Origin of the sequence: Plantactinospora sp. CA-294935, assembly GCF_050936445.1 — a bacterium.
In the GTDB taxonomy this organism is placed as follows: Bacteria; Actinomycetota; Actinomycetes; order Mycobacteriales; family Micromonosporaceae; genus Plantactinospora.
In genome coordinates, this window is the sequence record NZ_JBNJMU010000001.1 from 674,519 (window position 1) to 694,013 (window position 19,495).

The following is a 19,495-nucleotide window of genomic DNA, read 5'->3' on the forward strand; positions in this document are numbered from 1 at the left end:
GGGTGTCGTCCCTCCGTCGGACCGACTTACCCTTCATCAGTTTCTTCCCAACTACTTCGACGACCAAGGTCGATTCCCATCGTCAAACTTCCGACATTCCGCTATGTGGACGCTGCAAGCTGACTGCAAGCCACACTGCAAGTGGATCGGCAACATTGTCGCCGACTCTTCCACCGTCCACGTCGAGACGATGGGAGAGGATGAGATGAATGCCCATGAATGGTCACGGGTACCCATTGGCATCGAGGCGTCCCAGTGGGTTACCCGAATTGGCTGCCGCAGTATGTTGATCGTCGCACACACCATTGCCAGCTGTCACCGACTACTGGACGTCGTCGAACTACTGGAGGAGGATCCCCGGATCCAGACGGTCTTCACCGTCCCCCCGGACACGTTCAACCGCGGCGTTGCCCGGCACCTGCACCGGATCGGTGCGCTCGTGCTGCCCTGGCCGCAGGCCGTACGGGAGAAGTTCGACCTGGCCCTCACCGCCGCGTACGGCGGCTTGGCGGACCTGCACGCACCGGTGATGGTGATGGCGCACGGGGCCGGGCACGGAAAAGCGGCCCGCCCCTCCGGGCGGCGCGGACCGGTGCTGGCGACGGCGCCGGTGTACGGGCTCGACCCGCAACGACTGACCCGCAACGGCGAGGTGTTGCCGTCCGCGATCGCGCTCTCCCACGAGCACGAACTCGACATCCTGCGCCGACAGTGCCCGGAGGCGGTGCCGGTGGCGGTGGTGGCCGGCGACCCGTGCTTCGACCGGCTCGTCGCGAGCGTGCCCGAGCGGGGTCGGTACCGCCGGGCGCTCGGCGTCGACGACGACCGGGAACTCGTGGTGGTGAGTTCGACCTGGGGTCGGACGGGGCTGTTCGGGAACCAGCCCGACCTGCTGCCGCTCGTCATGGACCAGTTTCCCCGCGAACGGTTCCGGGTGGCGGCGTTGCTGCATCCGGCGGTCTGGTGCGCGCACGGACACCGGCAGGTACGCGCCTGGCTGCGGAGTTGCCGCGAGGCCGGGCTGATCCTGCCCGGCCCGGAGGACGACTGGCGCAGTGTGGTCGTGGCCGCCGACCATGTCATCGGTGACCACGGCTCGGTCACCACGTACGCGGCGGCACTGGGCCGCAACGTCCTGCATCTCGCTCCCGGCCTGAGCGCCGTGACCGCCGGTTCGGCCCAGGAGACGGTGATCGACGCCGCCGAGCGGCTCGATCCGCGCCGGCCCCTGCTCGACCAGCTCCGCTCGGTACGCCCCGTGGACCAGGCAGCGGTGGTGGCCCGACTCACCTCCCGGCCGGGCCGGGCGGGCACCCTGCTCCGGCAGACCATGTACCGGCTGCTGCGGCTCACCGAGCCGGGCCGGCATCGCCAACCGACGCCGGTGCCGGAGCCGCAGGTCCGGCCGGAGCTGTCGTCGTGAATAGGGTGCCGGAGCCGGTGATCGGGTGGATCGGTCTGTCCGGGATCGAGCCCCGGCGGGCAGCCCTGGCGGACGTACTGGTCGCCCTGGCGGACCACAGGTCCCCCGCCGACCGCTGCGCGGACCTCTTCGGCCGGTACCCGGGCTTGACGCTGGTCCTGTTGCTGCCTGGTGCTGTCGGAATCGCGTCCCCCGGCCCGGCCCGCGATGCCGACCACCGCACCGGCGCCCGGGGCGGACGGCCCTCCGGCACCGGGGTCCGACTCGACGCCGGACTGCGCGACGGCCTGCTACTGACCCTCTCGCTCGACAGGCCGATCCACCCCACACCGTCCCGACCCGCTCGGGCCGGGGACGGCCCGGAAGAGCCCGATCCGGTACGGGTCGAGGAGATTGCCGGCTGGATCTACGCACACTGGTCCCTCGGCGTCGACCTGGCCGGTTCAGCCGGACGGAGGTTGGCCGCGATCGTCGGGCTCCGGCTACACGCCCGGACCGCCCGGTGGTCCTGCCGGCGACGTCGGTCCGCCCCCACCCGGGCTCCGGCCCAGCTCGGTCAGGTACCGATCGACGTCGACCGCTCGTGACGAGCCCAACCGAACGAAGATCTCCCGCGCTCGCTGAAAATGCCGTCGCGCGGCGGCGGAGTCCCCCCGCCGCCGCACGACACGTCCGAGCTGGCCGAGCGCCTCGGCGTACTCGTGCTCGGAGCCGAGGTCGCGCATCCGCCGGGCCGCCTCGGTCGCTGCCCGCTCGGCCCCGGTCAGGTCCCCGGTGCTGAGCAGCGCACCGGCCAGGGCGATGAGGACCCGCGCCCCGTTGTACGGGTCGACCGTGGTCAGCCCGGCGAAGATGCCCTCGGCCTCCCGCAGGAACCCGATCGCCTCGCCGGACCGGCCAAGTTCGGTGAGCAGGGTACCCAGGTTGATCAGGGTGAGCCCGGTGTTCCGGTCGTCGCCGAACTCCCGGTTGGCCTCTACCAGCCGACCCAAGAGTTCCACCGCCTCCGCCTCCCGCCCCGACTCGCGGTACAACGCGGCGAGGCCGGCCTCGGCGTCGAGCCGGCCACGGACGTCGCCGGCCTGCTGGTAGCGGAGGATGGCGTCCGTGGTGTGCCGCTCCGCGCCCTGGTGGTCACCGAACTTGGTGAGCACCCGTCCCAGCCGCTTCAGCATCACCGCCTCGGCCCACCGGTCACCCCAGGCCCGGGCGGACTCGACACCGCACCGATCAACCTGCAACCGGTCGACATAGTGCTTCCTATACAGAAGGAGTGGCCAGACCACGTCCGAGAGCTGCCAGGCTAGCTTGGCGTGGCCGTGCCGTAGCGCCTCGCGTCCCGCCGCGAAGAGGTTGAGCCTTTCGCGGTCCAGCCACGTCAACGCCGCCTCCCGATCCGGGAACCGGGGCAGGTCGCCGGGGCGGCTGACGAAGTCGTACGGGAGCCGGCGGCGGTAGGGGGTCAGCACCCGGTCGGCCCGTGCCGCGGCCGCGAAGTACCACTCCAGCACTGCACACACCACGAGCCCGCGCGCGGATTCGGTCTCGTCCGTCTCCACCTTCTGCCGGGCGTGCAGGCGCAGCAAGTCGTGGTATCGGAATCGATTCTCGTCGATCTCCTCCAGCAGGCTCGCCTCCAGCAGGGTCTCCACCAGATCGGCCGCGGCAGGTGTGCCGTACTCGTCGCGGTCGGCGAACTCGTCGGAACGGCCGGCGGGCGGATGGTCGGGGCCGCCGGGCCCGGTGGACGGGTCGGTGGATCTCTCTGCGCCGCCGTCGTCCGCAGCGGGCGCCGGCAGCACCGCCGCAACCACACCAATGCCGAACTCCGATCCTGGGTGCAGCGCCAACCGCCGGTAGACCGCCGCCGCCTCGGCCGGCAGGGACCGGTAAGACACGTCGAAGGTCGCCTGCACCGAGAGCCCGTCCATCCGGGACAGTCGGCTGATCCGCCGCGCCTCGGATGCCAGGTCCAGCGTCATCCCCCGTACCGAGAGTCGTGGTCGGGCGGCCAGTCGGGCGGCGGCGACACAGAGGGCTATCGGCAGGCCTCCGCAGAGCTCGGCGAGTCGCGCCGCCTCGTCCGGCTCCTGGTCGATCAGATCCCGCCCGGTCACCCGCGAGAGCAGGAGAACGGACTCGGCCGGCCGCAACGGAGTCAGATCGACCAGCCGGGCACCGTCGGCGACCAGGCCGACCAGGCGGCCTCGGCTGGTCACCAGCACCTTCGAGCGCCCGGCGGGTAGCAACGCCCGTACCTGAGCAGTCGAGTACGCGCTGTCCAGGAGCACCAGGAGGGTCCGGTCGGCGGTCATCGAGCGGTACAGGGAACGCCGCTCGGCGAGCGTGACCGGCATCCGCTCCGGCGGCGTGCCGAGCGCACGGAGGAGTTCGCCCAACACCTCGCCCGGATCAAGCGGATCACCGGCACCGAATCCGTTGAGGTCGACGTGAAGTTGACCGTCGGGAAAGAGATCCCGCGCATCTTGCGCCCACCGGACCGCCAATGCGGTCTTGCCAACACCACCGGGACCACTGACCACCACAAGCGCGGCTCCGTCCACGCAAAGAAGTGCATTCAGCTCGGCCAGCTCCTGTGTCCTGGCGACGAAGTTCGCGGTCGGAGCCGGAAGCTGACGCGGAATTGTCGTCGGATTTCCGGGAGCTTCGTGAATATGTACTCCGCCAGCGATGGAACCGGCCTGAAGACTCGGCCCGTACACCGTTCCCGACATGCTGTTCGAGCTTCGCCAACCACGCGGCCGGAAGTCGTTCGTTCGACCGTCTTTATCGGACCACTGCCGCACCGGCACCTCCGGAGGTCGACGTGAACGGTTCAGAACGAGACGTTGCCTCGGATGTCCCGGGCCTGTACGACTCGCGTGGCGGTACCGCTGAACTGGTTGACCACCCCGCCGGAGTCCGCCGCCAACTCCGGTCCAGCAGCCCGCCAGAGCGACTCGACCTCAGCTCGTAGATCGGGATCCGCCGCCATCAGTTGACCAAGCTTTTCGGCGAGTACGGCCCGGTCGACCAAGTACCTGTCCACAATGGCGTCATCCGGAACCGCCACGTCGGTTCCGTTGTGCCGGAAGCGGTCCCGCAACAACCGGTAGAGCCGACCGAGGGCACTGCCGCCGCCGACGATCAGCGCCTCTCCGCCCTTGGCCGCCAACGCCGTGGCTACCGCCAAAACAAGTTGATCCTGCATCGGCGTCTCCGTCATCGTCCGACAGGTCGCGCCCGGGCGCCGAATGATCAAAAACGATCCTTCTCCTCGACCAGCCGGGTAGCCAACACTCTACCGCCCACGCACCCGTCATCCCACCACGAGGGCGAACCGAATGACCCAACCGCCACGAAAGCGCCAACAATGCGTAGCTAATTGATTCACTTAGATTAGTAATGCAAATGACACCACCGCCGCCAAGATGCAAACACCACCAACTCCACCGTGACAGGTCATCCCGATGGAAAGGCCTCGGATGCATGCGCTATGGTGCACACCGTGCACTGGATCATGCAGCTCGCGGACCCGCTCCTCACTCTCGTCACCGTGGGCACGCTCTCGGTTACTCGGTGCACGGAGTGGATTGCAGAATGGACCGCACAATGGATGGATTGGCTGGCCATCGGCCTTGAATCACTGAAAGTGATGTCCACATCGCTCTACCAATAACCCGGTCGCCGAAGTAGCCGGAAACTCCCGGCCGCCTCGTCGCACCACCGCCGATTCGGAAACACCCCTGGCCAGCCGAAGCGGCACAGTTCAATCGGCTAGGGCTGCCGGCTGCCCGCGCTGGACGTTGCCGATAGAGTACGCGACGTGGAGCCGGAACCCCAGGACGACGCCGACCGGATCCGGGTCTCCGACCGCGAACGCGAGCAGGTCGTCGAATTGCTCGGCTCGGCGGCCGCCGAGGGCCGGCTGACCCTGGACGAGTACGCCGACCGCGCCACCGCCGCGCACGTCGCGAAGACCCGGGGCGAACTGGCCCGGCTCACCGACGACCTGCCGACCGGCTCGGCGACCACTCCACTGCCCGTCCGCCGGGCGGAGTCCGCCGTGGCCGGGCCGGCTCCGGAACGCCTGGTCGCGATCTTCGGAAACGAGTCCCGCAAGGGGCGCTGGCCGGTGCCGGCCCGGCTGGAGGCGCGTTCGGTCTTCGGCGACTGTCACATCGAGTTGCAGGACACCCACCTCCCACACCCGGTGGTCACGATCGAGGCGACCGCGATCTTCGGGTCGGTGACGATCTTCGTGCCGGAGGGGGTGGAGGTCCGGCTCACCGGTACGGCGGTCTTCGGCAGCAAGGAGTCCAAGCTGCGCGGCACCGCCCCGGCCGGCGGCCCGGTGCTGGAGGTGCGCTCCAGGGTCGTCTTCGGCTCGGTGACCGTACGCCCGCCGAAGCGCCGTCGCCCCTGAGAGTCCACGGGTAGCCAGAGTTCTCCTCGGCCATCAGCGCGTCCCGGTGTTGGAACGACGCGCCGTCCACCAGCGTTTCCCAGATCGCCAACTCGGCCCGCGCGACCACCACTAGTCCGCCCGACGTCCGCCCGACAGCGGATTGGTCGGCGCCCGAGTCGCCAACGGCACCAGCCAGCAGTCCCACCACGACCCGTCCCCCACCTCGCCAGTTGCACGCCGGCCGTCGGGGAGCAGCGCCCCCTGCATGCCGGAGAGCAGCACCCCGACGGTGATCGCCGCGCCCAGGCCCCGGCGGCTCGCGGGATGTGGCCGGGGCGACGCCGGGTGTCGACTCTCCGACCTTGACAGGGAGGAGCGTTGGTTGCATGGTTAGTTGCATGAGTAATGAACCAACGAAGCTGAACCCGGCCGGCCCGCCGCCCGGGCCTCGGCGGGCGGCGGACGGATCCGGCTGATGGAAGACGGGCGACCGATCTTTCTCCAGATCGCCGAGCTGATCGAGAACTCGATCATCGACGGCACGCTCGCCGAGGAGGGCCAGGTGCCCTCCACGAACGAACTGGCGGCCTTCCACCGGATCAACCCGGCAACCGCGGGCAAGGGCGTCAACCAGTTGGTGGACGACGGAATTCTCTACAAGAAGCGAGGTATCGGCATGTTCGTCGCCACCGGCGCCCGCGCGAAACTGCGGGACCGCCGCCGCGAGGAGTTCGCCCAGCAGTTCCTGCACCCGCTACTCACCGAGGCGAGCAAGCTCGGCATCGACGCCGACGAGCTGAAGCGCATGATCGACCGATGGGAGCAGGGGCGATGAGTACCGTGGTGCGCGCCGAGCACGTCACCAAGCGGTTCCGCGACGTCACCGCCCTGGACAACGTCAACTTCACGCTGGAGGAGAACCGGATCCACGGCCTGCTCGGCCGCAACGGAGCCGGCAAGACCACCCTGATGCAGATCATGACCGGGCAGTTGCTGGCCAGCTCGGGTGAGCTGACCATCGACGGAAAGCCGCCGTACGAGAACGAGGCGGTGATGTCCCGGGTCTGCTTCATCAAGGAGAGCCAGACCTATCCGCAGTACTTCAAGGTGCGGCACGCCCTGGAGTCGGCCCGGCTGCTCTTCCCCGGCTGGGACGAGGACTTCGCACAGACGCTGCTGGCGGACTTCCGGCTGCCGCTGGGCCGGCAGGTCCGGAAGCTGTCCCGGGGCATGCACTCGATGCTCGGCATCATCATCGGGCTCGCCTCCCGGGCCCCGCTGACCCTCTTCGACGAGCCGTACCTCGGACTCGACGCCGTCGCCCGGCACCTCTTCTACGACCACCTGCTCACCGACTACGCCGAACACCCCCGGACCGTGGTGCTCTCCACCCACCTCATCGACGAGGTCGGCGAACTGCTCGAACACGTACTGCTGCTGGACCAGGGCCGGATGCTGCTGGACACCACCGCCGAGGACCTGCGTGGCCAGGTGGTCACGGTCGCCGGACCGGCCGACGCCGTCGACGAGCTGGCCGCGCGCAACGAGGAACTGCACCGGGAGACCCTCGGCCGGTACGCCCGGGCGACCCTGCGCGGCAGTTTCGGCACCGCCGAACGCGCCCAGGCGAAGGCGCTCGGGCTGGATCTGGAAGCGGTCTCGCTCCAGGACATCGTCATCCGGCTCACCACCGCACAGGCCCGGTCCGGCGGCGACGCCACCGGTGCCCGGAAGGAGACCACCCGATGAACCGCGTGCTGACCGTGACCCGGGTCCAACTGGTCGGCTGGCAGAACACCGTCGGCTGGCCCTGGCTGCTGCTGGTGATGATCTTCGCGGTGAACTACGGCGTCTTCCTGGCGATCGGTGACATCGACAAGAGCCCGACGACGGGTGCCCTCATGTCGATCTACATCGTCGTCTTCGTCACCAGCATCAACTGGATCACCCAGCTACTGCCGTTCAGCATGGCGCTGAGCGTGATCCGCCGGACCTTCTACCTGGCCACCGCGCTCTTCCTGGTGGTCCAGTCCGTCGCCTTCGGCGTCCTGCTCTTCCTCTGCCAACTGCTCGAAAACGCCACCGGGGGCTGGGGGATCAACCTGCGCTTCTTCGGCCTCAACTTCATCGACCAGCAGAACCCGCTGCTCCAGATCGCGATCTACACCATGCCGTTCATCCTGCTCGGCTTCCTCGGCATCTTCGTCGCGGTCTTCTACAAGCGGTTCGGGCTGACCGGGATGTGGCTGCTGAGCACCGCCACCCTGCTCGTGCTCGCCAGTCTCGCCGTGCTGCTCACCTGGCTCGATCTCTGGTCCGGCATCGGAGGCTGGCTGACCGACCAGCCGATGGCGGCCTGGTTCGTCGGCTGGCCGACGCTGCTGGCCGCCCTGTTCGCCGCAGCCGGCTACCTGACCATCCGCCGGGTCACACCCTGACCGGATCGCCGTGAACCGGGCCCCTGCCAGGCAGGGGCCCGGTTCAGCGCTTGGCCCGGGACCGGCGCGGTGCCCGCTGGCAGCGGGGACACCAGTACGAGTTGCGGCCGGCCTGGTCGGCCCGGAGGACCGCGGTGCCGCAGAGGTGGCAGGGCAGTCCGGCGCGGCGGTAGACGTACACCTCGCCGCCGTGCCGGTCGACCCGGGGCGGCCGGCCCATCGCCTCGGGCAGATGCTGGGGGTGCACGGTGTCGATCCGGCCCGTCCCGACGGCCGCCGACATCAACGCCACCAGGTCGGCCCAGATCTTCCGCCAGCCGTCCGGGGTGAGGTCCCGCCCGGGGGTGGTGGGCGGCAGGCCGGCCCGGAACAGCGCCTCGGTGACGAAGATCAACCCGGTACCGGCCACGATCGACTGGTCGAGCAGCAGCGCGAACAGCGGGGTGGGACTGCGCCGGATCCGGGCGTACGGCGCCGCCGGGTCGGCGTCGGCGCGCAGCGGGTCGGCGCCGAGCCTGGCCCGCAGCGCCTCGACCTCGGGCGGGGACAGCAACTCGCAGGCGGTCGGGCCGTGCAGGTCCAGCCAGTGCAGGTCGGTGTGCAGCCGCAACCGGACCTGGCCGACCGGCGCCGGCGGCTCACCCTCCCCGTCGGCGAACTTCCCGTAGAGCCCGAGATGTACGTGCAGCGCCTGCCCGCCGCCGTAGTGGTGCAGCAGGTGCTTGCCGTACGCCTCGGTCTGTTCGAGTACGGCCCCGGAGAGCAGCGCGGCTCCCTCGGCGAACCGCCCCTGCGGGCTGCTGGCCAACACCTTCTCCCCGCCGAACAGCTCCTGGTGCCGAGCTGCCAGCCGGTGGATGGTGTGACCCTCGGGCATGGTTGCCAAGCATAGACAGCCGCCCGTCCGGCTCAGCCGCGCGGCGGGGAGATGTTGACCATCCAGGAGATGCCGAACCGGTCGACGCAGGCACCGAACTCGTCGCCCCACATCTGCCGTTCCAGCGGCACCGAGACGATGCCGCCGTCGGAGAGCGCGGTCCAGTAGCCGCGCAACTCGTCGCCGTCGTCCCCGCTCAGGCTCACCGTGATGGTGTTGCCCGGGATGTAGTCCATCTCGGGTGGCACATCCGACCCCATCAGAGTGAACCCGCTGTCCGTCTCGAGCATGGCGTGCATCACCTGGTCGGCCTGCTCGCCCTCGGTGCCGAACTCGCCGAACGTGTTGACCGCCAGCATGCCGCCGAAGACACGCTGGTAGAACTCCATCGCTTCCCGGGCGTTGCCGTCGAAGCTGAGATAGGGGTTGAGTCGAGTCGGCACCGGATGCTCCTTGGTCGCGGAATTGGCCGTCGTCGGGGACTAACGACACACCGGAGACTCGGGCTCGGGTGTGGACCGCGACCGGGGGTAACGCCACGATCAGCGTACTGCGGGAAGCGTCCCTGGCCGGTCGGGCAAACAGCCCGGTCGGCCAGGGGTTTTGCGTTCCGAGACTCGACGCTCGTGACTGACGACCGCTGGATCGCCCCCGCCCTGGCCGCCAACCCGTCCGTCCCCGACGACCTCCTGATCGCGATGACCTCGCAGCGGGTACGGCAACCGCCGCGGCCCCGTAAGCCGGCGTCACGTCACTCTGCCGTCAAGTCGCCTTGACGTCAGGTGAGCTTGACGTCAGGTGAGCTTGACGGCAGAGTGGGGCGCATGAACACGCCTGACGAGTTGGAACAGCAATTCACCCTGCTGACTGCTGCTGCCCGCTACGACCAGCTCCGGCTCCGTGACGCGCTCGCCCCGGCCACCGGCGACCCGGGCGACGCCGACGAGACCGAGGAGCACGACCCCGACGCACGGCCGCTGAGTCGGGAGGAAGCCCTGGAACTACTCGCACTGGGCGAGGTGATCATGCGAAAGGCAAGCTACGGCCGGCAGTTGACGATCCGGACGGCACGGGCGACCGGCGCCTCCTGGACGCAGATCGGCGCCGCCCTCGCCACCAGCAAGCAGTCGGCCTGGGAGACCCACAGCCGGTGGCTCGGCGAGCAGGAGAGCATGGTCGCCGCAGATGGGAGCAGGAATGCCGCACAGGAGACTCCGACCGCCGAGCCGGCGCACGCCGACGGGGGACGGTCCTGACCGGCGGCGCCACCCGGCGGTCCGGGCCGACACGACCGTCCGGCCGTACCGGCTGCGAATGGGGACGTCGCCGCGCGGGAGGAGCCGGACCTCTTCGTCGCCGACGTACGCGCCTTCTTCGGGCACTCCGCTGACGGGTCAGCCGTGCCAGGAGCGCCAGAGGGCGGCGTACGCGCCGTCGGCCCGGAGTAGCTCGTCGTGGCTGCCCAGTTCGGTGATCCGGCCGTCCGCCATCACCGCCACCCGGTCCGCGTCGTGCGCGGTGTTCAGCCGGTGCGCGATCGCGATCACCGTACGACCGGCCAGCACCGCACCCAGCGCCCGCTCGGTACGCCGGGCTGTGGTCGGGTCGAGCGCGGCGGTGGCCTCGTCGAGGATCAGCGTGTGCGGGTCGGCGAGGACCAGCCGGGCCAGGGCGACCTGCTGCGCGTCGGCGGGGCTCAGCTCCCGGGCGCCGTCCCCGAGTTCGGTGTCGAGGCCGTCGGGCAGTTCGGCGTACCAGTCGGCACCGACCGCGACCAGCGCGGACCGCATCTGTGCGTCGGTGGCGTCCGGGGCGGCGAAGGCCAGGTTGTCCCGCAGCGAACCGAGGAAGACGTGGTGCTCCTGGGTGACCAGGGCGATTCGGCGACGCCGCTGCGCCGGGTCGAGGTCGGTGACCGGCCAGCCGCCGAGGTTCACCTCGCCGTGCCGGGGGCGGTCGATCCCGGCCAGCAGCCGGGCCAGCGTCGACTTCCCGGCCCCGGACGGGCCGACGATGGCCAGCCGTTCGCCGGGCCGGACCGTCAGGTCGATGCCGTGCAGCACGTCGGGGCCGTCGGCGTAACCGAACCGTGCGCCCCGGACCTCGATCTCCCGCCCGGACGGGGTGGAGCCATGCCCTCGCGGCTCCGGCGGCACCTGGCCGACGCCGAGCACCCGGGCGAACGAGGCGACGCCACGCTGTGCCTGCTCCATCCACTGCAGGATCTGGTCCAGCGGGCCGATCGCCTGTTGCAGGTAGAGCGCGGCGGCCACCACCTCGCCGAGGGTGACCAGTCCGTTGTCGAGACAGAGGCCGCCGACGAGCAGCACCGCCGCGATCGGCAGCGGATAGCTCGACTCCACCACCGGATAGAAGACCGAGCGCAGCCGGAGGGTACGCCGCCGGGCCGCCCAGACCTGCCCGATCCGGACCCGGCCGTGCGCCACCCGTTCGTCGGTGAGCCGGAGCGCCTCGACCGTCCGGGCGCCCTCGGCGGTGGTGGTCAGGGTCTCGGTCAGCTCCGCCGAGGCGGCGCCCTCGGCAAGGTACGCCGTGGAGGCCCGACGCAGATACCAGCGGGTCACCGCGACGATCGACGGCAGCCCGGCGAGCGCGGCGACGCCGAGCACCGGGTGCAGCAGGAATATCGCCCCGAAGAGCAGGGTCAGTTGCGCCACGGCGATCACCGCCACCGGCACCACCTGGCGGACCGTGACCCCGACCGTGGCGACGTCGACCGAGCTTCGGGTGGCGAGGTCTCCGGTGCCGGCCCGCTCGACGACCGAGACCGGTAGCGCCAGCGTCCGCCGGACGAACTCCTCGCGCAGCCGGGCCACCGCGCGCTCACCGAACCGGTGGCCGGCGTACTGGGCGTACCGGGAGAGCACGGTCTGCACGAGCACGCAGCCGACGATCGCCAACGCCAGCCGGTCGATCGTGCCGGTGCCGGCGCCGGCCACCACGTTGTCGACGATGATCCCGAGCAGCCAGGGCGCGGCCAGCCCGGCGACGGCGGCCGCGACGTGCAACACCAGGATGACAGCGACCGCGCGCCGGTCCCGGCCGATCAGATCACTCGCCGCCCTGCGTACGGTGGCCAGGTCCGCCACCGGCAGTCCGGTCACCGCCGCGCCCCCTCGCCGTCGGCGGACCCGCCGGCCGCGACCGGCTCGCCGTCCCGGGAGACCAGTGCCCGGTAACCCGGGTCGCGGTCGAGCAGCTCGGCGTGGCTGCCGACGTCGACGATCCGCCCGTCGCGCAGGTGTGCCACCCGCTCGGCGTGCCCGAGCAGCAGCGGCGAGGTGGCGAGCAGGATCGTGGTGCGGCCGGCCCGGGCCGCCCGGAGCCGCTGCGCGATCCGCGCCTCGGTGTGCGCGTCCACCGCCGAGGTCGGGTCGACCAGGATCAGCACCTCCGGCTCGACCAGCAGCGCCCGGGCCAGCCGTACCCGCTGGCGCTGGCCGCCGGAGAGCCGGCGGGCCCGGGTGTCGATCGGGGTGTCCAGCGCCTCGGGCAGGGCGTCCACCACGTCCTCGGCCGACGCGACCCGCAGACCGGCCCACAGACCGGCGTCGGCATGCCACCGTCCACTGTGCAGGATCTCCCGCAGGGTCCCGGCGAAGAGGTAGGCATCGTGGTCGGCGACCAGGATCCGGGCCCGCACCTCGGGCAGCCCGATCGCGGTCAGCGGCACGCCGCCCCAGGTCACCTCGCTGGGGACGTACCGGCCGAGCCGGTCGGCCAGGGCGATCGCCTCGGCCGGGTCGGCGGCGGCGACCCCGATCAGCCGCCCGGCCGGCACGGTCAGCCCGGTGACCGGATCGTGCAGGTCGGCGGGGCCGGTCGGGGCGGCCCGCTCCGTCGCACCACCGAGGCCGTCCCGGGCCGCGCCACCGACGTTGTCCGAGGCCGCGCCACCGACACCGTCCGGGTTCGAGCCGGTGACACCGTCCGGGTTCGAGCCGGTGACGTCGTCCGGGGTCAGCCGGAGCAGGGCGATGATCCGGCGGGCGGCCACCCGGCCCCGGATCATCATCCGGCTCCCCTCCATCAGGAACCACACCGGGACGACCAGCACCGCGACGTACCCGTAGACGGCGACGAGCTGCCCGACGGTGATGTCGCCGGCGACAGCCATCCTGGCGGCCAGCCAGACCACGGCGGCGAGGAAGCCGGCCGGGATCGCGGCGGTCAGCGCCTCGAGCCAGCTACCGACCGCGCCGACCCGGTAGCCCTCGTCCCGCAGTTCTTCGGAGCGGGCCGCATACCGGTGGGCGAACAGGTCCCGGCCGCCGACCCCGGCGAGCACGCGCAGCCCGGCGACGATGTCCCCGGCCCGGGTGGTGAGGATCCCCTGCCGCTGCCGGTAGCGGGACTCGGCCCGCTCCAACCGGCGCAGCAGCGGCCCGATCAGGACCGCGACCGCCGGCACGCCCAGCAGTACGCAGATGGCGAGCAGCGGGGAGACCGACCAGAGGACGACCGCGATGACCGCGTACGCCACGATCGCGCCGACGCCCGGCCCGGTCAATGTCAACACGTGCGAGGTGTTGGCGATGTCGGACCCCCCGACGGTGGCGACCTCACCGGCGGCGAGCTTGCGCGGCAGTACCGCACCGATCCGGGAGAGCTGCCGCAGCAGTACGGCGGCGGAGCGCCCGCTCGCGTCCTCCCGGATGAAGGTCATCGTCCGGTGCCGCTGGATCCCGAGCTGAGCCAGCCCGAGCCCGGCGACGACGATCGTGGCGACCCAGAACAGCAGGGCATCCGTGTCACCCGTCCGCAGCCCGTCGTCGATCGCCCGGGAGACGAGGTACGGCCGCAGCGACAGCCCGACCATCCAGGCCGTGCCGAGCAGGCTGCCCCGCAGCACCCGGACGGGTTGGCTGCGCACCAGCCACCAGATGTAGCGCAGTGGCCCCCGGGTATCCGGCACCCCCGGATCCGGGTGCGGGAGCTGCGGGGGCACGCCCTCAGGCTACCGACGGGCCGAAGACCTACCCACTCATTTCGGCGGCAGCGCCGCGCGGGTGTCCGGGGTACCTGTCCCTGGGCGGGCGCCGGGGCACCGTCCCTGGGCGGGCGTCCCTGGCCGGCACGACGTGCCGCGTACCGTGGGGGTCGTTCCTCGCCGGCCCGAACACCGGGCCACGCCGGCCCGCGACCCGGGCCACGACCTCGCGGAAGGCGGTCCGATGCTGATCCCCGCCCGGTTCAACGGACCGCCCGGCTCCGGCAACGGCGGCTACTCCGCCGGCCTCTTCGCGCACGGCGAGAACTGCGAGATCACGCTCCGGATGCCGCCGCCGCTGGACACCCCGCTGTCGCTGCTCGACTGCCAGGTCCGCACCACCGACGGCACCGTCGTGGCCGAGGTCGCGTCGGAGGTCGAGGTCGACACCGTGGTCCCGCCGATCGGGTACGCGGACGCGGTCGAGGCCGCCAAGGGGTACCCGGGATTCGCCGACCACCCGTTCCCGACCTGCTACGTCTGCGGCCCGGACCGCACCGACGGGTTGGGCATCTTTCCGGGGCGGATCGCCGACGGCAGCACCGCCGCCCCGTGGACCGTCCCGGACGACGTCGCGCCCGCGACGATCTGGGCGGCACTGGACTGCCCCGGCGGGTGGTCGGTGATCGGGGTCGGCCGGCCGTACGTGCTGGGCCGGATCGCCGTACACCTGGACCGGCTGCCCGCCCCCGGCGACGAGTGCGTGGTACGCGGCGCCCTCGCCACGTCGGAGGGCCGGAAAGCCCTGGTGCACACCACTCTGTACGGCCCGGACGGCGCCGAGTTGGCCCGCGCCCGCGCCACCTGGATCGCCCTGCCCACCTGAGAAAGCCAGGAAGCCAGGATGTCCGAGTCAGCGGACGAGGTGGCCCTGGCCGCCGAGCAGTACGCGGCGGTGCACGCCGCCGTCGCCCGACCGCAACCTGGCTCGCAGTTGGACGCCTCACCACCCGCCCCGTCTCACTCACCTGGACATCAGAGGCGTTAACCAGCCGGGGTAACGCCTCTGATGTCCAGGTGAAGGTCCCGCAGCCGCGCGGGGCGGGTGGCCAGTAGGCGACGATGCTGGTGAATCGCCCGGCGTCGTAGGTGCGGAGGGTGCCGGTGCTGGTCGTCTGGCCGGTGCGGTCGGCGGTGCGGTAGCGGAGGACGTTGGTGAGGCCGCTCCAGCCGACGTGGCCGGCCGCGGTCGCCGGCAGCGGCGCGCACTCGCCGGTCGGGGCGGCCACGTGCAGCACCTCCACACTGAACGGCGTGCTGCAGAAGGTGAGCACCTCCGACATGCCTATCGGTTGAACTATCCAGCATGGCGGCCACGCACCAAACCTGACCGCACCGGTACGGTTTGTCCTGGCCGAGGCCGCATTCGTCGGCCGCCTCGTCGACCGGGCCAGCCGAATCCTGCCCACCACCGGCGATACCGTCCGCAGACCGAGGGCGGCGCTGCGGTGGGAAATCGCGTTTCCGGGCTTGGTGGCGGCCCCGTACGCTACGCCGATGTCTGAGGTGTCGGGGGACTTCGAGATCCACGTTACGGTCCATGCCCAGGCCGGCGAGAAGTTGGCGGCGTTCGCGGCGAAGCACGGGGTGAAGTTCCTGCACATCGTGCTCGACCGAGGCGTGTTCGCCTCTCAACCGATGCTCACCCTGACCGGACGGGGCACTCTGAAGGAACAGCACGCCGCGGTGGAGCGTTGGCAGCGCGATCTGCGCAGCGCAGGCCTACATCCGATTCGTTCCAAGATCGAGGCGGCGCCGTGGTGCAGCGGCGTACCGCGGTCCGACGAGGAGGCGGCGGCCGAGCCGGCGGGCCGGTACTTCGAGCACCACGTCAAACTGCTGCTGCCCAGTGCGGCGGTCGCGGATCTGCTGGCCGTCACCGACGTGGTCTCGCCGCACGACGCCCGGCTCTCCCGCAACGCGCGCCGGGAACGCGCGGACGGTGCGCAGGAACGGTTCGTCACGCAGCGCTGCCACGGCGTCGGGATCGGCACGGCCAGGCAGAAGCTGGACGCGCTTGTCGAGGCTCTCCGGTCGGCCGGCCACGAGATCGTGACGGTCGAGCAGGAGTACGTCGTCTTCGACAGCCATCTGTCGCACGACCAGGGCTGGCTCAAGGAGGCCCCGATCTGGGACGCGAGCGACTGGAAACTCGAGCGGGAGGACAAGATGAGGATCGCCCCGGCCGGCTCGCCGGACTACCCACCGACGTACCAGCCGCTGCCCGCCGATCCGACCGTCCGGCAGCGGGCGGCGTTCGACCCGGCGCTGAAGCACTACCAGAACGCGTACCGGGCCGGCGAGCCCGCCTTTCTGGTGGGAGCCACCGGCCGGCGGTGGATCAGCGCCCGGCACACCGCGATGAACCGCATCCTGGCGGCGATCGCCGGGACGCCCTGCGGCGCGGAGCACCTGGTGCTGCGCGGCAGTCTCACGATGGCGGCCTGGGTCGGCAGCGCCGCACGCGAGCCGGGGGACCTCGACTTCGTCGTCACCCCGCACACGATCAAGAGCGACAGCTCGGACGCACGCACGCTGCTCGCCGACCTCAAGGCCGCCGTCCGGAGCATCCCGGCCGACGCCGGGCTGCGGGCGGACCGGATCACCGAGTCCGCGATCTGGACGTACGAGCGTGCCGACGGTCGGCGGCTCGTCGTTCCGTTCAGCACGCCGGAGGCGCCGGACGGGCACGTGCAGGTCGACATCGTCTTCGGCGAACAGCTCCCCCTCGCGCCGGAGGTGCTGGTGCTGCCCGGCGTCGACGAGCCGCTGCTGGCCGCGTCCGCCCCGCTCTCCCTCGGGTGGAAGCTGCTGTGGCTGGCCACCGACATGTACCCGCAGGGCAAGGACCTGTACGACGCCGTCCTCCTCGCCGAACACACCACCGTCGACCGGGACCTCGTCCGCGCGCTCATGCGAGACGAACTCGGTGCCGAAGCCGACGCCTTCACCGCGGAGACCGTGCTCGGCTGGGACGTCGACTGGGCGAACTTCGTCGACGAGTACCCCGGCGTCACCGGCACCGCAGCGCAGTGGACCAACCGGCTGGCGCTGGCACTCGACCGGGCCTGGGCCTGAGGCCTGGGCCTGACCCCGCACACGCCGGCACCACCGAACCTTTTTCAACCTGAACCGCGCGGCGCTCACAGACCGCGCCCGACCTGGCGGTCCACCGGACCGCAAGGGAGGTTGAAAAAGGTTCTCACTGTGCAGCGCGGGCGCGGTGCCGAACGCCGACAGACCGTCGGTTCCCGCCGGGTGCGGACGCGGAGGTGGAGGCGGCCGTCCGCACTCCACCCCCGCCGGCCCGGTCCCGGGCAACGGCGGGCTACCGAACCTGGTCCGACGGCTCGGTCCGACACTTCACTGGCTGACCTGCCCGTCGCCGTTGTCTCCCCACACCGGCGACGTACGGCAGGCTGCCGACTGTTACTCCCCTCCCCCGTACGACTGACCCGCTGTCACGGCCAGGCCGTGCTCCAGGGTCACCCGCCGTATTCCTCCGCGACCGTCGTGATCAGCTTCCGGGACAGTTCCTCGGTGAGGCTGATCTCCTCGAAGTCGCGCCAGACGGCGGCGTGGCTGTCCACCTCGTGCGGCTTCTCCAGATAGAGCGCACCGGTCAGACCGCCGCTGTAGACGATCGGCGGCTCGGTGCGCCGCCCGAGTCCGTCCTTCGGAAACTCCAGGATGGCGAAGCCGCCGTTGGCGCGCTCGGCCCGGTAGAGCCCGGCCGAGAACGGCAGCACCCGGACCGAGATGTTCGGCTGCTGGCTGACGGCCACCAGGTGCCGTAGCTGCTCGCCCATCATCTGCCCGCTGCCGGCGGCCCGCCGCAACACCGCCTCGTCGAGGACGACGTCGAGCTGCGGAGCCGGTCCGCGCCGTCCATTGAGGATCTCCTGTCGGGCCAGCTCGACCTCGACCGCCCGCTCGCGTTCGGCCGGCCCGAGTTCGGGGCTGGCGATCCGGAGCACTTCCGTGGCGTACGCCGGGGTCTGCAACAGGCCCGGGACGAACTGCGGCTCGTACATCCGGAGATGGCTGGCCGCCGCCTCCAGCCCGGCGTACGGCTCGAACCATCCGGGGATGGCGTCGCCGTAGCAGTGCCACCAGCCGCGTGCCCTGGTTTCCTTCGCCAGCCCGGTCAGGGCCTCGGTCATTTGTGGTGACGCACCGTATATCCGGCACATCGCCTCGACGTCCAGCGAACGCATGCTGGTCGCCCCACTCTCGATCCGCCAGATTTTCGGCATCGACCACTCCAACGCCTCGGACACCACCTTGATGGTGAGCCGGGCCTCCTCGCGGAGCTGGCGTAAGTGCCGCCCCAGCTCTCTGCGAGGAACGGTGGAGTCCACCCCTGCCTGCACTACACTCCCCCTTCCGGTATTACCTTTCGAGTGAACCTTTCATTCGATATGTAATGTCCACTGAGTACTCTCTGTGATTCAGGTAATTACAGATCGTTAGAGGGAAATCGTTCAGCCAAGACGTAATATTGCATTGTTTCGCGCTCTAGTAAAGCATCGATTGCATGGCAGCCGAACCTCTGACGACCCAGGCGGGGGCAACGGAAATGTGGGACCACGATCCTGCCGCTCCGCTGTGGACCTGCACCGGATGCGGCGACGACTGGCCCTGTGCGGTCCGAAGACGACAGCTACGGGCGGAGTTCGCCGGCAGCATCGTCTCACTCAGGTACTACCTGGCCCATCATCTCGTCAACGCAGCCGAGGATCTGCGGCATGTTCCCGCCGGCTGGTTACACAATCGTTTCATCGCCTGGACCGACCGGGCTGCGGATCCACCGCCGTACACGTCGGCCGACATCCTCGTCAACAGCTATCTGCTGGCCGACTCGCACAGCCCCGATCGGTTCGGGAGATGCCCCGTGTGCGGCGATGCCGCCAACTGCTGGGTACGACTCGACCCGAACGGGCCCGGCTTTCTCATCCCGGTGCCCTGATGCACGAGCCACCCCGCCCCGGAATGGTGGTGCAGGTCGGGGCGGCTGCGAGCGTACAGTTCGGCGGTCGGCGGGCACTGCTGTTCCGGGTGACCAGGGTGGACGAAAGGCCCACCTATCCCGGCTGGTGCTGGCTCACCGGCTACACCCTCGACGAATACGGCGAGGCCGTCCAGCGACGCGAGATCTACGTCCAGTTCGCCGGTCTACGCCCGGTCCGTCGTCATCCGCAGAAGCCGAAAGTGCTGCTCGCCCCGCGGCACCATAGGCCGGAAACCGGCCGGCAACCCGGCAGAGTGCCGACGGGTTCGCCGATCGGCGCACGATGAAGTCGGATTGAGTAGTTCGCCAGGTGGCCGGTCCTCGACC

Annotated in this window: 18 protein-coding genes; 11 read left to right on the forward strand and 7 right to left on the reverse strand. The window is 70.6% G+C overall.

Annotation, left to right across the window (positions count from 1 at the left end; all coding sequences use genetic code 11):
* Positions 1-283 precede the first annotated feature (283 nt).
* Both ACQEVC_RS03050 and ACQEVC_RS03055 read left to right on the forward strand, forming a co-directional pair.
* Complete coding sequence (locus tag ACQEVC_RS03050; RefSeq protein WP_432873118.1) at positions 284-1,423, forward strand: hypothetical protein; 1,140 nt, start codon at positions 284-286, stop codon at positions 1,421-1,423.
* Positions 1,420-2,010, forward strand: a complete 591-nt coding sequence (locus ACQEVC_RS03055) for a hypothetical protein (protein ID WP_432873120.1) — start codon at positions 1,420-1,422, stop codon at positions 2,008-2,010. The genes ACQEVC_RS03050 and ACQEVC_RS03055 overlap by 4 nt, the downstream gene beginning before the upstream one ends.
* Here the strand turns inward: ACQEVC_RS03055 and ACQEVC_RS03060 are convergent.
* Positions 1,906-4,158 (reverse strand): tetratricopeptide repeat protein, encoded by a 2,253-nt coding sequence (locus tag ACQEVC_RS03060; RefSeq protein ID WP_432873122.1) that lies wholly within the window; start codon positions 4,156-4,158, stop codon positions 1,906-1,908. The two genes, ACQEVC_RS03055 and ACQEVC_RS03060, sit on opposite strands and share 105 nt — an antisense overlap.
* A 101-nt stretch (positions 4,159-4,259) precedes the next feature.
* Positions 4,260-4,634, reverse strand: coding sequence for a hypothetical protein (locus ACQEVC_RS03065; protein ID WP_432873124.1), 375 nt, complete (start codon positions 4,632-4,634; stop codon positions 4,260-4,262).
* Between the two features lie 615 nt (positions 4,635-5,249).
* Between ACQEVC_RS03065 and ACQEVC_RS03070 the strand changes: the two genes are divergently transcribed.
* The 4 genes from ACQEVC_RS03070 to ACQEVC_RS03085 all read left to right on the forward strand — a co-directional run bounded on the left by ACQEVC_RS03070 (position 5,250) and on the right by ACQEVC_RS03085 (position 8,269).
* Positions 5,250-5,849 carry a DUF1707 SHOCT-like domain-containing protein gene (locus ACQEVC_RS03070; protein WP_432873126.1) on the forward strand — a complete coding sequence of 200 codons (600 nt, stop codon included), beginning with the start codon at positions 5,250-5,252 and terminating at the stop codon, positions 5,847-5,849.
* Positions 5,850-6,306: 457 nt separating this feature from the next.
* Entirely contained in the window at positions 6,307-6,666 is a 360-nt protein-coding gene (locus ACQEVC_RS03075; protein ID WP_318402974.1) for a GntR family transcriptional regulator, read from the forward strand.
* Entirely contained in the window at positions 6,663-7,580 is a 918-nt protein-coding gene (locus ACQEVC_RS03080) for an ABC transporter ATP-binding protein (protein ID WP_432873128.1), read from the forward strand. The genes ACQEVC_RS03075 and ACQEVC_RS03080 overlap by 4 nt, the downstream gene beginning before the upstream one ends.
* Positions 7,577-8,269: an ABC transporter permease gene (locus ACQEVC_RS03085; protein WP_432873130.1), complete on the forward strand. Its 693-nt coding sequence runs from the start codon at positions 7,577-7,579 to the stop codon at positions 8,267-8,269. The genes ACQEVC_RS03080 and ACQEVC_RS03085 overlap by 4 nt, the downstream gene beginning before the upstream one ends.
* Before the next feature lie 43 nt (positions 8,270-8,312).
* Here ACQEVC_RS03085 and ACQEVC_RS03090 read toward each other — a convergent pair whose 3' ends face one another.
* Positions 8,313-9,146, reverse strand: a complete 834-nt coding sequence (locus ACQEVC_RS03090; RefSeq protein ID WP_432873132.1) for an Fpg/Nei family DNA glycosylase — start codon at positions 9,144-9,146, stop codon at positions 8,313-8,315.
* 32 nt (positions 9,147-9,178) lie between these two features.
* Positions 9,179-9,589 (reverse strand): VOC family protein, encoded by a 411-nt coding sequence (locus ACQEVC_RS03095; RefSeq protein ID WP_432873134.1) that lies wholly within the window; start codon positions 9,587-9,589, stop codon positions 9,179-9,181.
* Between the two features lie 381 nt (positions 9,590-9,970).
* Between ACQEVC_RS03095 and ACQEVC_RS03100 the strand changes: the two genes are divergently transcribed.
* Entirely contained in the window at positions 9,971-10,402 is a 432-nt protein-coding gene (locus ACQEVC_RS03100) for a hypothetical protein (protein WP_432873136.1), read from the forward strand.
* A gap of 138 nt (positions 10,403-10,540) precedes the next feature.
* On the opposite strand, the gene ACQEVC_RS03105 is transcribed toward ACQEVC_RS03100, so the two are convergent.
* Together ACQEVC_RS03105 and ACQEVC_RS03110 are read right to left on the reverse strand one after the other, a co-directional pair.
* Positions 10,541-12,271: an ABC transporter ATP-binding protein gene (locus ACQEVC_RS03105; protein ID WP_432873138.1), complete on the reverse strand. Its 1,731-nt coding sequence runs from the start codon at positions 12,269-12,271 to the stop codon at positions 10,541-10,543.
* Positions 12,268-14,115, reverse strand: a complete 1,848-nt coding sequence (locus tag ACQEVC_RS03110; RefSeq protein WP_432873140.1) for an ABC transporter ATP-binding protein — start codon at positions 14,113-14,115, stop codon at positions 12,268-12,270. Before ACQEVC_RS03110 ends, ACQEVC_RS03105 begins: the two co-directional genes overlap by 4 nt.
* Positions 14,116-14,341: 226 nt before the next feature.
* On the opposite strand from ACQEVC_RS03110, the gene ACQEVC_RS03115 reads away from it, so the two are divergent.
* Positions 14,342-14,983 carry a hypothetical protein gene (locus ACQEVC_RS03115; protein WP_432873142.1) on the forward strand — a complete coding sequence of 214 codons (642 nt, stop codon included), beginning with the start codon at positions 14,342-14,344 and terminating at the stop codon, positions 14,981-14,983.
* 671 nt (positions 14,984-15,654) lie between these two features.
* Positions 15,655-17,235, forward strand: coding sequence for a nucleotidyl transferase AbiEii/AbiGii toxin family protein (locus ACQEVC_RS03120; protein WP_432873144.1), 1,581 nt, complete (start codon positions 15,655-15,657; stop codon positions 17,233-17,235).
* Positions 17,236-17,642: 407 nt separating this feature from the next.
* On the opposite strand, the gene ACQEVC_RS03125 is transcribed toward ACQEVC_RS03120, so the two are convergent.
* Positions 17,643-18,530 (reverse strand): helix-turn-helix domain-containing protein, encoded by an 888-nt coding sequence (locus ACQEVC_RS03125; protein ID WP_432873146.1) that lies wholly within the window; start codon positions 18,528-18,530, stop codon positions 17,643-17,645.
* Between the two features lie 164 nt (positions 18,531-18,694).
* On the opposite strand from ACQEVC_RS03125, the gene ACQEVC_RS03130 reads away from it, so the two are divergent.
* Complete coding sequence (locus ACQEVC_RS03130) at positions 18,695-19,126, forward strand: hypothetical protein (RefSeq protein WP_412103009.1); 432 nt, start codon at positions 18,695-18,697, stop codon at positions 19,124-19,126.
* A gap of 23 nt (positions 19,127-19,149) precedes the next feature.
* On the forward strand, positions 19,150-19,455 hold the full coding sequence (locus ACQEVC_RS03135) for a hypothetical protein (protein WP_432873148.1): 306 nt from the start codon (positions 19,150-19,152) through the stop codon (positions 19,453-19,455).
* Positions 19,456-19,495: the final 40 nt, after the last annotated feature.